The sequence below is a fragment of the Agromyces badenianii genome (genome assembly GCF_003070885.1).
In the GTDB taxonomy this organism is placed as follows: domain Bacteria; phylum Actinomycetota; class Actinomycetes; order Actinomycetales; family Microbacteriaceae; genus Agromyces; species Agromyces badenianii.
In genome coordinates, this window is sequence record NZ_CP028913.1 from 2,305,318 (window position 1) to 2,318,282 (window position 12,965).

12 protein-coding genes are annotated in these 12,965 nt (G+C 72.1%); 4 read left to right on the plus strand and 8 right to left on the minus strand.

Annotation, left to right across the window (positions count from 1 at the left end):
• Window positions 1-9 precede the first annotated feature (9 nt).
• Both DCE93_RS10935 and DCE93_RS10940 read right to left on the minus strand, forming a co-directional pair.
• A complete protein-coding gene (locus DCE93_RS10935) occupies window positions 10-942 on the minus strand; it encodes an aldose 1-epimerase family protein (RefSeq protein WP_108595907.1) in 933 nt (310 codons plus the stop codon).
• Window positions 939-1,832, minus strand: coding sequence for a DeoR/GlpR family DNA-binding transcription regulator (locus tag DCE93_RS10940; RefSeq protein WP_108595908.1), 894 nt, complete (start codon window positions 1,830-1,832; stop codon window positions 939-941). The genes DCE93_RS10935 and DCE93_RS10940 overlap by 4 nt, the downstream gene beginning before the upstream one ends.
• Window positions 1,833-1,973: 141 nt before the next feature.
• Between DCE93_RS10940 and galT the strand changes: the two genes are divergently transcribed.
• Entirely contained in the window at window positions 1,974-3,080 is a 1,107-nt protein-coding gene (galT, locus tag DCE93_RS10945) for a galactose-1-phosphate uridylyltransferase (RefSeq protein WP_244284293.1), read from the plus strand.
• The gene (gene galK / locus DCE93_RS10950) at window positions 3,077-4,264 is read left to right on the plus strand and encodes a galactokinase (protein ID WP_108595910.1); all 1,188 of its coding nucleotides are present in this window, start codon (window positions 3,077-3,079) and stop codon (window positions 4,262-4,264) included. Before galT ends, galK begins: the two co-directional genes overlap by 4 nt.
• Before the next feature lie 88 nt (window positions 4,265-4,352).
• Here the strand turns inward: galK and DCE93_RS10955 are convergent, their stop codons facing one another.
• The gene (locus tag DCE93_RS10955; RefSeq protein ID WP_108595911.1) at window positions 4,353-4,853 is read right to left on the minus strand and encodes a YbaK/EbsC family protein; all 501 of its coding nucleotides are present in this window, start codon (window positions 4,851-4,853) and stop codon (window positions 4,353-4,355) included.
• 49 nt (window positions 4,854-4,902) lie between these two features.
• Between DCE93_RS10955 and DCE93_RS10960 the strand changes: the two genes are divergently transcribed.
• Window positions 4,903-6,222 carry an APC family permease gene (locus tag DCE93_RS10960; protein ID WP_108596732.1) on the plus strand — a complete coding sequence of 440 codons (1,320 nt, stop codon included), beginning with the start codon at window positions 4,903-4,905 and terminating at the stop codon, window positions 6,220-6,222.
• A gap of 37 nt (window positions 6,223-6,259) precedes the next feature.
• Complete coding sequence (locus tag DCE93_RS10965) at window positions 6,260-6,796, plus strand: gamma carbonic anhydrase family protein (protein WP_108595912.1); 537 nt, start codon at window positions 6,260-6,262, stop codon at window positions 6,794-6,796.
• Between the two features lie 29 nt (window positions 6,797-6,825).
• Here DCE93_RS10965 and DCE93_RS10970 read toward each other — a convergent pair whose 3' ends face one another.
• From DCE93_RS10970 to glyA, 5 genes are all read right to left on the minus strand, one after another.
• Window positions 6,826-8,184, minus strand: a complete 1,359-nt coding sequence (locus DCE93_RS10970) for a DUF6716 putative glycosyltransferase (protein WP_108595913.1) — start codon at window positions 8,182-8,184, stop codon at window positions 6,826-6,828.
• On the minus strand, window positions 8,181-9,056 hold the full coding sequence (locus DCE93_RS10975) for an N-acetylneuraminate synthase family protein (protein WP_108596733.1): 876 nt from the start codon (window positions 9,054-9,056) through the stop codon (window positions 8,181-8,183). The genes DCE93_RS10970 and DCE93_RS10975 overlap by 4 nt, the downstream gene beginning before the upstream one ends.
• A gap of 11 nt (window positions 9,057-9,067) precedes the next feature.
• A complete protein-coding gene (locus DCE93_RS10980) occupies window positions 9,068-10,540 on the minus strand; it encodes an acylneuraminate cytidylyltransferase (protein ID WP_108595914.1) in 1,473 nt (490 codons plus the stop codon).
• A gap of 71 nt (window positions 10,541-10,611) precedes the next feature.
• On the minus strand, window positions 10,612-11,496 hold the full coding sequence (locus tag DCE93_RS10985) for a bifunctional methylenetetrahydrofolate dehydrogenase/methenyltetrahydrofolate cyclohydrolase (protein ID WP_108595915.1): 885 nt from the start codon (window positions 11,494-11,496) through the stop codon (window positions 10,612-10,614).
• A gap of 132 nt (window positions 11,497-11,628) precedes the next feature.
• Window positions 11,629-12,903, minus strand: coding sequence for a serine hydroxymethyltransferase (glyA, locus tag DCE93_RS10990; protein ID WP_276329501.1), 1,275 nt, complete (start codon window positions 12,901-12,903; stop codon window positions 11,629-11,631).
• Window positions 12,904-12,965: the final 62 nt, after the last annotated feature.

Sequence of the window (12,965 nt, forward strand, 5' to 3'; positions counted from 1 at the left end):
CAGCCTCGACTACTCGGCCGTGAACCCCTCGAAGCGGATGCCCCACGAGACCTGCCACTCTTCGCCCGGATCGAGCCAGCGCAGGCCCCGGCCGGAGTTGAAGGCCTCGGCCGGTGCGGTCATCGGCTCAACGGCGATGGCGGCGTCGCCGTCTTCACCCGGGAACGCGCGCGAGGTGTACACCTGCACGTACTCGAACTCGTCGTCGGCCCAGATCGACACGCTGCGGCCGTCGGGCGCGGTGAGCGTGTGCAGCACCTGCCCGTCTTCGCTCGCGAGCTCGCCGAACGCGTCGTCGAGTGAGAGCTCGCCCACCCGCCGGCCCTCGCGGAAGTCCCACTCGGTGCCGTCGACCGGCACCTCGCCGGTGGGCAGCAGGCGGTCGTCGACCTCGATGTGGCTCGCGGCGTCGAGGCGCAGCGTGAGGTCAGCCGTCGGAACGCCGCCGATCTTCAGGTACGGGTGGGTGCCGATCGCGACGGGCGCGGGATCGGCGCCGAGGTTCTCGACGAAGTGGGTGACCCGCAGCCCGTCGGCGACGAGCTCGTAATGCACGGCGGTGCCGAGCAGGAACGGGTAGCCGAGCTGCGGGTAGACCGTCGCGGAGAGGGTCACCGAATCGCGCTCGCGGGCGATCGGCCGATACTCGGTGTAGCGCAGCAGCCCGTGGATCGCGTTGGCCCTGGCCGGCTCGGTGATCGCGAGTTGGTACTCGACCCCGTCGTGGCTCCACCGGCCGTCGCGGATGCGATTCGGCCACGGCACGAGCACGATGCCGGCGCCCATGGGCGGTGTCTGGTCTTCGCCGAACGACGGCACGAGGTCGATGCCGTTGATGCTCAAGGTGCGGATGCCTGCGGCGACGGAGGTGATGGTCGCGTGCAGGTCACCGCTCGACGTCGAAGTCTCGAGGACGAACTGTTCGCCCGTGGGAAGGGTCATGAATCCACTCTAGAGTCTCGCGCGGAGTGCACCGCGAGCCCCGCCTCGACGAGCTCGGCGACGATCTGCTGCGGCGCCGCGGCATCCGTGACGAGCGCATCGAACGCGTCGATCGGGGCGACCCGGCCGAGGTGCACCTCACCGAGCTTCGTCGCGTCGGCGACGACGATCGAGCGCGCGGCGGCCCGCATCATGAGCGATTTCACCGCGGCTTCCGGCAGGTTCGCGTTCGTGACGCCGTGCACGGGGTCGACGCCGTTGCAGCCGATGAAGGCGAGGTCGACGTGCACCTCGTCGAGCATCGAGCCCGCGAGCGGGTGCACGAGCGAGTGCTGCTTGGGGCGCAGCGTGCCTCCGGTGACGATGACCGTGAAGCGCGGGATCTCGGCCTCGAGCTCGAGGGCGATCGAGAGCCCGTTGGTGAAGACCACCACGTCGTCGAGCTCGGCACGGGCGCGCAGCGCGCGGGCGACCTGCAGCGTCGTCGTGCCGACGTCGAGGATGATGCTCTGCCCGCTGCGCACGAGCGAAGCCGCCTGCTCCCCGATGAGTCGCTTCGGTTCGACGGATGCCTCGAGCGCCTCTTCGAAGCTCGGTTCGCGTTCGGGGCGCTCGGCGGCGAGCGGCGAGGAGACCGGAACGGCGCCGCCGTGCACCCGGCGGATGCCGCCCTGCCGCTCGAGCGCGTCGAGGTCGGCACGAGCCGTGACGGTCGTGACGCCGAAGGCGGTCGAGAGCTCGGCGACGCGCACGAACCCGCGTTCGGCGACGAGGGCGAGCGCGAGTTCGCGGCGGCGCGGCGCCGCGAGGGGTGCGCCTTCGGCGGCATCGGTCTCTGCGGCGTCGGACACGGCGCGCTCGGCCGCAGTCGCGGCGGCATCGGTGGTCATACCGGAATCATGCGGCCTGCGGGGGCGACTTTGCAATACGAAACCGAGTTGTTTGCGAAACGAAAGACGCGTAGGGTGTGGCGCGTGACCGACTCGAACGACGTCGCCGGCGAGGCATCCGCTGCCCCCGTCGACCCCCGCATCATCGTGACCACGACGCAGCTGGCCGACGGCCGCGAGCTCATCTACTTCGACGATGTCGACTCCGCACTGCCCGCCGAGCGCGCCGTCGACGGCCGTGCACTCGACCCGCGACCGGCCAATGCCGAGATGCGGCAGGACCCGCTCACCGGCGAGTGGATCTCGATCGCCGCCGCACGCCAGAACCGCGTCTTCCTGCCGCCCTCAGACCTCGACCCGCTCGCGCCGCAACGGCCGAGCAACCCCTCCGAGATCCCGAGCAATTACGACGTCGCCGTCTTCGAGAACCGGTCGCCCTCGTTCGGGCCGGCACTCGGCGAGCCGGATGCCTCGAACGCCGACGCCCTCGCCGAGCTCCGCCGGGTCGGGCTCGAACGAACGCGCCCGTCGATCGGGCGCTGCGAGGTCGTGTGCTTCAGCCCCGAGCACGAGGGCTCGTTCGGCACCCAGACCGTCTCGCGTGCGCGCACGGTCATCGAGGCGTGGGCGCAGCGCACCGCCGCCCTCTCGGCGCTGCCGGGCGTGCAGCAGGTGTTCCCGTTCGAGAACCGCGGCCAGGAGATCGGCGTGACCCTCGGCCATCCGCACGGCCAGATCTACTCGTATCCCTACATCACCCCGCGCACCGAGCGACTGCTCGCCTCGATCGACGCCTACGGGCCGACGCTCTTCGCCGATCTGCTGGAGCGCGAGCGCAGCGGCCCCCGCGTCGTGCTGTCGGGCGAGCACTGGACGGCGTTCGTTCCCTTCGCGGCGCGCTGGCCGATCGAGGTGCACCTGCTCCCCCACCGGCACGTGCCCGACCTCGCCGAGACGACCCTCGCCGAGCGCGACGAGCTCGCCTCGCTCTACCTGCGCCTGCTGCGCGGCATCGACCTGCTCTACGGCACCCCGACGCCCTACATCGCCGCCTGGCACCAGGCGCCCGTGCACGAGCGCCGCGACGAGGTTCGGCTCATGCTGCAGCTGACCAGCCCGCGGCGGGCCGCCGACCGGCTCAAGTATCTCGCGGGGTCGGAAGCGGCGATGGGAGCATGGATCGGGGACGTTCCTCCCGAGTCCCAGGCGGAGGCGCTGCGCGTCGCGATCGGAAAGGCCGAAGCATGAACGAGACCCCGAACGCCGGCGCCGGATCGGCGACGACCGCCCTGGCGGCGCACGGCTTCGCCGAATGGTACGGCCGCCGGCCCGCGGGCGTCTGGTCGGCGCCCGGGCGAGTGAACCTCATCGGCGAGCACACCGACTACAACGACGGCTACGTCTTCCCGTTCGCCATCGACCGGCGCACGGCCGTCGCCCTCGGCGATCGCGACGATCGCGTCATCCGCGTCGCCTCGGCCTTCTCACCCGAGGCCGTCACCGTCCACCTCGACGAGCTCACCCCCGATGCCGTGAGCGGCTGGGCCGCCTACCCGCTCGGCGTCGCGTGGGCGCTGGGCGAATTCGGCGCCGACCTCGCACACGTGCGCGGGGTCGATCTCTACGTCGCCTCCGACGTGCCGATCGGCGCCGGATTGTCGTCGTCGGCCGCGATCGAATGCGCCGTGGCGCTCGCCCTCGACGAGCACTGGGGGCTGGGCCTCGACCGCCCCACCCTCGCCAAGGTCGGCAGGCTCGCCGAGAACCGCGCCGTCGGCGCGCCGACCGGCATCATGGACCAGTCCGCTTCACTCCTCGGCGAGGCCGACACCGGCGTCTTCCTCGACTGCCGCAGCCTCGACGCCGACGTGATCCCCCTCGGCTTCACGGCCGACGGCCTCTCGGTGCTCGTCATCGACACCCGCGTCGAGCATGCGCACGCCTCGGGCGGGTACGCCGCCCGCCGGGCCTCGTGCGAGGCGGGCGCCCGGGCCCTCGGTGTGGAGTCGCTGCGCGACATCGGGCCCGACGATCTCGCCCGCGCGGCCGAGCTGCTCGACGACGAGACCTTCCGCCGGGTGCGCCACGTCGTCACCGAGAACCAGCGCGTGCTCGACACCGTGCGCACCCTGCGCGAGCAGGGCCCCGGGGCGATCGGCCCGTTCCTCGACGCCTCGCACGTCTCGATGCGCGACGACTTCGAGATCTCGGTGCCCGAGCTCGACCTCGCCGTGGCGACCGCGCAGGCCAACGGGGCGATCGGGGCCCGAATGACCGGCGGCGGCTTCGGCGGTGCGGCGATCGCGCTCATGATCGACGCCCTCGTGCCGATCGTGACGGCAGAAGTGCTCGCGGCGTTCGCCGAGCGCGGGTACCGCGAGCCGGCGGTGTTCACCGTGCAGGCCGACGAAGGCGCCCGGCGCGACGGCTGAGCCCGCTCGGCGACCGCCGATCGCGGCAGGACGGCTGGACGACGACGGCTGAACGCGCAAAGCGACCGCCGGCTCCGGCAGCAGGACGCTAGACGACGGCCGATCGCGGCTCGACCGCGCTCGGCATGCCGCCTGTGATGCGCACGAGCTCGTCGAACGAGGTCGGGAACACCGTTCTCGCGTGCCCCGCCGCCGCCCAGACGACCGGGAACTCGGCGAGCTGCACATCGACGATCGTGCGCACCGGCGCGGGATGACCGAGCGGTGCGACACCCCCGATCACCTGACCGGTCGCCTGCTTCACCGTCTCCTTCGAGGCGCGGCCGATGACGCCGCCGAGCTGCTCGCCGAGCCAGTCGGTGTCGACCCGGTGCGACCCCGAGGTGAGCACCAGGATCGGTTCGTCATCGATCGTGAAGACGAGGGAGTTCGCGATCTGGCCGACCTCGACGCCGAGCGCCTCGGCGGCGAGCTGGGCGGTCGTGACGGCATCGTCGAACCAGACGATCTCGGGGGTGAGACCGTGCCCGGCGAGGGCGCCGGTGACCCGGTCGACAGCGGGGTGGCTGGGCGATGGCATGCGAGACATCGTAGTGCCGCGCACCCGCACGTTCACCCGCGTGCCCTACAGTGCGAGCGTGGATCAGCCCGCCCTCGCCCGCCGCCTCGGATTGCGCGACGCCGTCACGATCGGCCTCGCCGCGATGATCGGCGCCGGCGTCTTCGCGGCCTTCGCCCCTGCTGCCAGGGCTGCGGGCGCGGGCCTCATCATCGGCCTCGCGATCGCGGCGTTCGTGGCGTTCGCGAATGCGAGTTCGACCGCCCAGCTCGCCGCACGGTATCCCGAGTCGGGCGGCGCCTACCGCTACGGCCGCGAGCGGCTCGGCGAATGGCCCGGCTTCCTCGCCGGCTGGAGTTTCGTCATCGGCAAGACGGCGAGCTGCGCCGCCATGGCGATCACCTTCGCCGCGTACCTCGCGCCCCCCGCGTGGCAGCGCCCGATCGCGGTGCTCGCCGTGATCGCCGTCGCGGCCGTCAACCTGCGCGGCATCACGCGCACGGCGCGTGCGGCGACCGTCATCGTCGTCGGCGTGCTCTTGGTGCTCCTGCTCGTCGTCACGGCGGGCACGGCGGCCTGGCTCGGGAGCGACGGCTCGGGCTCGGCGGGGTCGGGCGCGGCGGCGTTCGGCCCGACGGTGTTCGGCGCGGAACTGCTCGCCCACGGCTGGCTCGGCATCCTGCAATCGGCGGGCCTGCTCTTCTTCGCGTTCGCCGGCTATGCCCGGATCGCGACGCTCGGCGAAGAGGTGCGCGACCCGTCGCGCACGATCCCCCGGTCGATCGGCATCGCGCTCGGCATCGCGGTGCTCGTCTACGCGGCCGTCGGCGCGGCGTCACTCGGGGCTCTCGGGCCCGATGGGCTCGCGGCATCCGTCGCCCCGCTCGTCGACGTCGTGGATGCCGCGGGGTGGCAGTGGGCGGCCCCGATCGTGCGCGTCGGAGCCGCGGTGGCCGCACTCGGGGCGCTGCTCGCCCTCATCGCGGGCATCGGACGAACCGCCCTCGCGATGGCGCGAGACGACGAGCTGCCGCGGGCGCTCGCCCGGGTGCACCCGCGCTTCCACGTGCCGCACGTCGCCGAGATCGCGGTCGCGGTCGTCATCGTCGCGCTCGTCGCGACCGTCGACCTCCGCGGTGCGATCGGCTTCTCGTCGTTCGGCGTGCTGCTCTACTACTTCGTCGCCAATCTCGCGGCGATCACGCAGCCGCGCACCGAGCGCCGCGTGCCACGGGCGTTGTCGGCGGCAGGGGCGGTCGGATGCCTCGCGCTCGTCGCCACCCTCCCACTCGTCTCCATCGCGGCCGGCGTCGGCGTGCTGGCCGTCGGCGCCGCCTACCGGCTGATCGCCCGTGTAGTGCGCACGCGCCGCGACCTCGGCCGTGCGCACACACCCTGACCCGACCGGGCCTCGTGGGCACGCGTAGGCTGGCGGCATGTCTGCAGACCCCTCGGCTCGCATCCTGACCATCGCCGGGGTGCCCGCCCCCGCGCTCGACGAGACGGCCTTCGTGGCGGCCGGCGCCGTCATCGTCGGCGATGTGCGGCTCGCCGCCGGGTCGAGCGTCTGGTACAACGCCGTGCTCCGCGCCGAGGCCGAACCGATCACCATCGGCGAGAACTCGAACCTGCAGGACACGGTCGTCGGTCACGTCGACGCCGGCTACCCGCTGACCCTCGGACGCGGCGTCTCGGTCGGGCACGGTGCCGTGCTGCACGGCTGCACGGTGGAGGACGACTGCCTCATCGGCATGAGCGCCACGGTGCTGAACGGCGCCGTCATCGGTGCCGGCTCGCTCGTCGCCGCGGGCGCCGTGGTGCTCGAGGGCACTGTCGTGCCGCCGGGATCGCTCGTCGCGGGGGTGCCGGCGAAGGTGCGGCGGGAGCTCAGCGAGACCGAGCGGGCCGGCATCCAGCGCAACGCCGCCGCCTACCTGCGCCACGTCGAGGCGCACTCCTCGCCGGTCGACTGAACGGCCCGCTCACCGGGGCGCCGCGACGCTCACACCTCGAGCACGCCTCCGCGCAGCGCGAACACCCGTCGTCGCAGCCTGCGAACCCGGCGAAGCACCCATCGGGCCGGCACCGCGACGAGCATCGATACCGCGCCCGCGAACGAGCGGTCGTGCTTGCCGAGCATGCGTTTGCGCTCGAAGGCGCGGCGGAGCGCCCCACCGGTGAGGTTGCGACTGCGTTCCCGCGGCTCGAGCGCCGCGTCGGCGCGCCGTTCGAGGAGCAGCGCGAGCCGACGTGCCCAGTCGTCGTGCTCGCGGCCGTGGAAGTAGTTGTCGGCGAGCCAGTCGGGATTCGGGTGGCGCGTCTCCCAGCCGGCGAGCGCCTCGGCGCCGCCGAACAGTCCGCTGCCCTCGAAGACGGTGTTGATGAGCTTCGCGTCGATCCCGAACTCGTCGACGAGCAGCGCCGGGATCCCGGCCGCGACGGCCTCGAGCACCGCGGTCGAGCTCACCGTCACGAGGCCCGCCGCGCTCGACAGGTGCTGCGACATCGGCCCGTCTTCGACGACGAGGTTCGGCGGCAGCGAGCCACCGAGCTCGCGGCGCACCTCGGCGTCGGCGAGCAGCTCGGCGAAGTCGAACGCCTCGGCATGCGTCTGCGCCTCGCCCGGGCGCGCCCGCACCTTGACGACGACCCGCCGTGACGGGCGACGGCGGGCGGCATCGGCGAGCCAGCCGAGCAGCCGCACCCGGTCCTCACGCTCAGCGGGCACCTTGGCCTGCGCCGCGAAGACGAGGTCACGGCGCGCGGGGTCCGCCGCGGCATCCGTCACCGCCGTCTCGGGGAGGAACGGGAGCGTCGCGAGGCCGAACTCGACGGCGACCCCCAGACCCACCGCGTTGGCACGGAACTCGCGCACCTCGCGCCGACTGTGCAAGACGATGAGGTCGACGAGTTCGCGGTAGACGATCGCCTTCGGCGCGGCCGGAATGGTCAGGCCGGGGAAGCCGCTGACGATGACCGGCCGATCGGCGCTGCGATTCACGATCGGTGCGACGACCCGCACGAGCGGGCCGCGAAGTGCAAGCAGCACCGCGTCGGGGCGAGTGCGCGCGAGCAGCCCGGGCAACTCGCCGAGGTGGACCGTCGACGCCGAATCGGGGGTGAACTCCGATCCGGCGAGCGCAGCGGCCAGCTGTCGCGGGCTCGGCCGCACGGGCGACTCGAGCACGATCAGCTCGGTGCGCCACTCCGCCGGAAACCGCGACGCGAGGGCCGCGCCCCACTTCACATACGAGTCCGAGTCGGCGACCACGAGGAGGCGGTGGCCGGCTCCTCCCGGTACGGCCGGCGCATCCGTCGGGCTCGTCGGGTTCGCTCCGCCGTCGTCGGGTCCGTCACTCACAGCGCAGGAACGCGGCGCAGCTTCGCCCGCGGCGCCTCTTCGCCGGGGAAGACCCGCTTCACGCCGTCGCCCATGGCTTCGCCGATCACGCGGATATCGCGCACGAGGTGCTCGAAGCCGGTGGGCTCGAGCGAGGCGGCCTGGTCGGAACCCCACATCGCCCGGTCGAGCGTGATGTGCCGCTCGACCGCGACGGCGCCGAGGGCGACCGCCGCCAACGAGATCTGCAGGCCGCGCTCGTGACCTGAGTAGCCGATCGGCACGCCGGGGTAGCGGACGCGCAGCGTGTCGATGGTGCGCAGGTTCGCCTCCTCGGACGGCATCGGGTAGCTCGAGGTCGCGTGCAGCATGACGAGCCGGTCGGTGCCGAGCGTCTCGACGGCGCGGTCGATCTCGTCGAGCGTCGACATCCCCGTCGAGAGGATGACCGGCTTGCCGGTGCGCGCGATCGCCTCGAGCAGCGCGATGTCGGTGACCGACGCCGAGGCCACCTTGTGCGCGACCACGTCGAGCCCTTCGAGGAACTCGACCGACGGGACATCCCACGGCGACGCGAACCAGTCGATGCCGGCGCGAAGCGCGTACGAGGCGATCTCGAGGTACTCGGCCTCGCCGAACTCCACGCGGTACCGGTAGTCGAGGTAGCTCATCGTGCCCCACGGCGTCTCCCGCTGCACGTCGCGCATGTGCTCGGGGGTGGCGATCTCGGGCGTGCGCTTCTGGAACTTCACGGCCTGCGCGCCCGCCTCGACCGCGACGTCGATGAGCCGCTTGGCGATCTCCACATCGCCGTTGTGGTTCAGGCCGATCTCGCCGATGACGTAGACGGGGTGTTCGGAGCCGACCGTCGATCGGCCGATGCGCACAGACATGTGGTTCTCTTTCATTCAGGATCGCGCACGGTGCGCGGGGTCGGGACGGCGCTCGACGCACCGGATTCGCGGGCGGCGAGGATCAAGTCGGCGAGCTCGCGCACCGCACCGTGGCCACCCGGCTGGGTGAGCACGTGGCGTGCCGCCGCAAGCGCTTCGGGCGCAGCATCCGGCACCGCGACGGGCCAGCCGACGAGCTCGAGCGCCGGCAGGTCGCCGCGATCGTTGCCGAGGTAGGCGATGCGGTCGAGACGGATGCTTCGTGCCTCCGCCCAGTCGCGCAGCACCGCGCCCTTCTCGCCCACCCCCTGCACGCACTCGACCCCGAGCTTCTCAGCTCGGCGGCCGACGACCGGGTTCTCTTCGGCTGAGAGGATCAGCACGGGCAGGCCGGCCTTGCGGAGCCGGGCGATGCCGTGGCCGTCGCTGCGACTCACCCGCACCGACTCCCGGCCGAGCTGGTCGACCATGACGGTGTCATCGGTGTGCACGCCGTCGAAGTCGGTGACGAGCGCGTCGACGTCGATGCACGGGCGCTCGCGGTCGAGCACGACGCTGCGGCCGGCGGATGCCGCGATGCCGCGATCCACGTGGGCGGCGAGCGCTTGGGCCCGCTCGAGGTCGGCGAGGTCGTCGATCTCGATCGCGTGGTCGGCCTCGACCGGCTGGATGCCGATGCGCCCGAAGAAGCGGTGCTGCGCGGCGCGGAACCCGTCGGTGCTGAAGACGTAGAACGCCCCGGTCTCGCGGTATTCGGGCTCGCGTTCCTGACGACGCGGACGACGGGCCGAGTCGTGGTTCACGCCGACGGCGGTGCCCGAACCGGCGTCGTCGCGCCAGAGGAACACGTGCGTCGCGGCGGCGGCGAAGACGACGTCGCGCTCGCCCGAGGCGACACGGCCGATCGCCGTGTCGAGGTCGGCCGGATGGATGAACGGAGACGTCGCCTGGATGAAGACGGTGACGGGATGCTGAGCGGCCGTAAGCGAATCGGGCGAGGCCTGCTCGAGCGAGGCGTGCTCGGGCGAGGCCTGCTCGAGCGCTACCGGCTCCGCCGGCTCTACCGGGTCCAGCGCGTCGAGCGCGTGCAGCAGCGCCGACTCGCTCGACGCCTCGCCCCCGGCGAGCTCGACCGGTCGGTCGATGACCTCGGCGCCCGCCGCACGAGCCGCAGCGGCGATGTCGCGGTCATCGGTCGTGACGACGACCCGGTCGATGCGCTGCGCGGCGAGGGCGGCGCGCACGGCACGTGCCACGAGCGGAACCCCGCCGACCCGCGCGATGTTCTTGCCGGGGAGCCCGAGCGACCCGCCCCGGGCCGGGATGATCGCGGTGGCGCGGATCGCCGAGGCATCCGATCGCGGGGCGCCGGCCTCAGCTCGTTCGGCGAAGCCGCCTCGCGCAGGGCGCGGAGGTGCCTCGGTGACCGCCGGATCGACCGCCGCTTCGGTGCGATGTGCTTCGACGGAGTCGGCTCGGGCCATGGCGTGAAGCTACTAGCGGAAGGCGGACGGCCGGTGCACAGATGGTGAACACCGGGCTACTGGGAGGTCGACTAACGGTGCAGGCGCTGCTCCGCTGCCTTCACGACGTTCGCGAGCAGCATCGCGCGTGTCATCGGGCCGACGCCGCCCGGATTCGGCGACAGGTGGCCCGCGACGCCGGCCACGCCCGGGTCGACATCGCCCGTGAGCCTGCCCTTGCCGGTGTCGTCGTCTTGCACGCGCGTGATGCCGACGTCGAGCACGGCCGCGCCGGGCTTGATCCAATCGGCCTTCACGAGATGCGGCACGCCGACGGCTGCCACGACGATGTCGGCGCGGCGCACCTCGGCGGCGAGGTCTTGCGTGCGCGAGTGCGTGAGCGTGACCGTCGCGTCGAGTCCCTTGCGGGTGAAGAGCAGGCCGAGCGGACGGCCCACCGTGAGGCCGCGGCCGATCACCGTCACGTGCTGTCCGCGGATCGGCACGTCGTAGCGGCGCAGCATCTCGACGATGCCGGCGGGCGTGCACGGCAGCGGTGAGTGCAGCTCGCCCTCGATGCCGAGCACGAGCCGGCCGAGGTTCGTCGGGTGCAGCCCATCGGCGTCTTTGTCGGGGTCGATGAGCTCGAGCATCGCGTTCTCGTCGTGCCCGGCCGGCAGCGGCAGTTGCACGATGTAGCCGGTGACACCCGAGGCCGCGTTGAGGTCCTTGATCGCCGCGCGCACGTCGGCCGTCGTGGCCGAGGCCGGCAGGTCGACCCTGATCGATTCGATGCCGACCTCGGCGCAGTCGCGATGCTTGCCGGCGACGTAGGAACGCGATGCCGGGTCGTCGCCCACGAGCAGCGTGCCGAGTCCGGGCACGACGCCGTGCGCCTTCAGCAGCTGGATTCGCGCGGCGAGTTCGGACTTGACGGCCGACGCCGTGGCGACGCCGTCGAGGGTGATGGCGGTCATACGTCTCTCTCTTTCCTGCAGCTTCTTCGTGCAGCTTCGGTGTTCAGGAGATCTCGGGCGACACGCCGGGGGCGGCGGGCCGAACCCCGGCGTGTCGCACCGAGTCTCGTGAACAGCGTCTGACGCCGCGAGCTACTGCGCGAGCCCCGGGTACAGCGGGAACGCCGCCGTGAGGGCTTGCACGCGGGAGCGGAGCGCCGCGACATCCGCTTCGCCCTGCAGCGTGAGCGCGATGATGTCGGCGACCTCGGTGAACTCGGCGTCGCCGAAGCCGCGGGTCGCGAGCGCGGGCGTGCCGATGCGCAGGCCCGAGGTGACCATCGGCGGGCGCGGGTCGAACGGCACCGCGTTGCGGTTCACGGTGATGAGCGCCTCGTGCAGCAGGTCTTCGGCCTGCTGGCCGTCGATCTTCGAGTGGCGGAGGTCGGCGAGCACGAGGTGCACGTCGGTGCCGCCCGTGAGCACGTCGACGCCCGCCGCACGCGAGTCGTCGGCCGTGAGACGGTCGGCGAGGATCTGCGCGCCGCGGATGGTGCGCTCCTGACGGTCTCTGAAGTCGGCGGATGCAGCGATCTTGAACGCCGTGGCCTTCGCCGCGATGACGTGCATGAGCGGGCCGCCCTGCTGGCCCGGGAACACGTTGGAGTTCAGCTTCTTCGCGAGCTCGGTGTCGCGCGCGACGATGAAGCCCGAGCGGGGGCCGCCGATCGTCTTGTGCACCGTCGAGGAGACGACGTCGGCGTGCGGCACCGGGCTCGGGTGCAGGCCCGCGGCGACGAGGCCGGCGAAGTGCGCCATGTCGACCCAGAGCTTCGCGCCGACCTCATCGGCGATCGCGCGGAACGCGGCGAAGTCGAGGTGGCGGGGGTAGGCCGACCAGCCGGCGATGATGACCTGCGGCTTGTGCTCGAGGGCCTTGTCGCGCACGACGTTCATGTCGACGAGGAAGGTCTCGGGGTCGACGCCGTACGAGACGGCGTTGTAGAGCTTGCCCGAGAAGTTCAGCTTCATGCCGTGCGTGAGGTGGCCGCCGTGCGCGAGCTCGAGGCCGAGGATGGTGTCGCCCGGCGTGGCGATCGCGGAGAGCACCGCGGCGTTGGCGGTGGCGCCCGAGTGCGGCTGCACGTTGGCGTACTCGGCGCCGAACAGCGACTTCGCCCGCTCGATCGCGAGCGACTCGGCGATGTCGACGTACTCGCAGCCGCCGTAGTAGCGGCGCCCGGGGTAGCCCTCGGCGTACTTGTTCGTGAGCACGCTGCCCTGGGACTGCAGCACGGAGACGGGAACGAAGTTCTCGCTCGCGATCATCTCGAGGTAGTCGCGCTGGCGGCCCAGCTCGAGCTCGAGAACCTCGGCGATCTCGGGATCGACTTCGGACAGCGGCGCATTGAAAACGGATTCGGCCAAGACTGGCTCCTTCATGACAAACGGACCTACGTGGGGTGCTGCCTCGCGCGCGCCAGCGCCGA

What these genes read in the sequence shown, in the direction of transcription:
- DCE93_RS10935 (WP_108595907.1), bottom strand. Translation starts at nt 942, where the DNA reads ATGACCCTTCCCACGGGCGAACAGTTCGTCCTCGAGACTTCGACGTCG.
- DCE93_RS10940 (WP_108595908.1), bottom strand. Translation starts at nt 1,832, where the DNA reads ATGACCACCGATGCCGCCGCGACTGCGGCCGAGCGCGCCGTGTCCGAC.
- galK (WP_108595910.1), top strand. Translation starts at nt 3,077, where the DNA reads ATGAACGAGACCCCGAACGCCGGCGCCGGATCGGCGACGACCGCCCTG.
- DCE93_RS10955 (WP_108595911.1), bottom strand. Translation starts at nt 4,853, where the DNA reads ATGTCTCGCATGCCATCGCCCAGCCACCCCGCTGTCGACCGGGTCACC.
- DCE93_RS10965 (WP_108595912.1), top strand. Translation starts at nt 6,260, where the DNA reads ATGTCTGCAGACCCCTCGGCTCGCATCCTGACCATCGCCGGGGTGCCC.
- DCE93_RS10975 (WP_108596733.1), bottom strand. Translation starts at nt 9,056, where the DNA reads ATGTCTGTGCGCATCGGCCGATCGACGGTCGGCTCCGAACACCCCGTC.
- DCE93_RS10980 (WP_108595914.1), bottom strand. Translation starts at nt 10,540, where the DNA reads ATGGCCCGAGCCGACTCCGTCGAAGCACATCGCACCGAAGCGGCGGTC.
- DCE93_RS10985 (WP_108595915.1), bottom strand. Translation starts at nt 11,496, where the DNA reads ATGACCGCCATCACCCTCGACGGCGTCGCCACGGCGTCGGCCGTCAAG.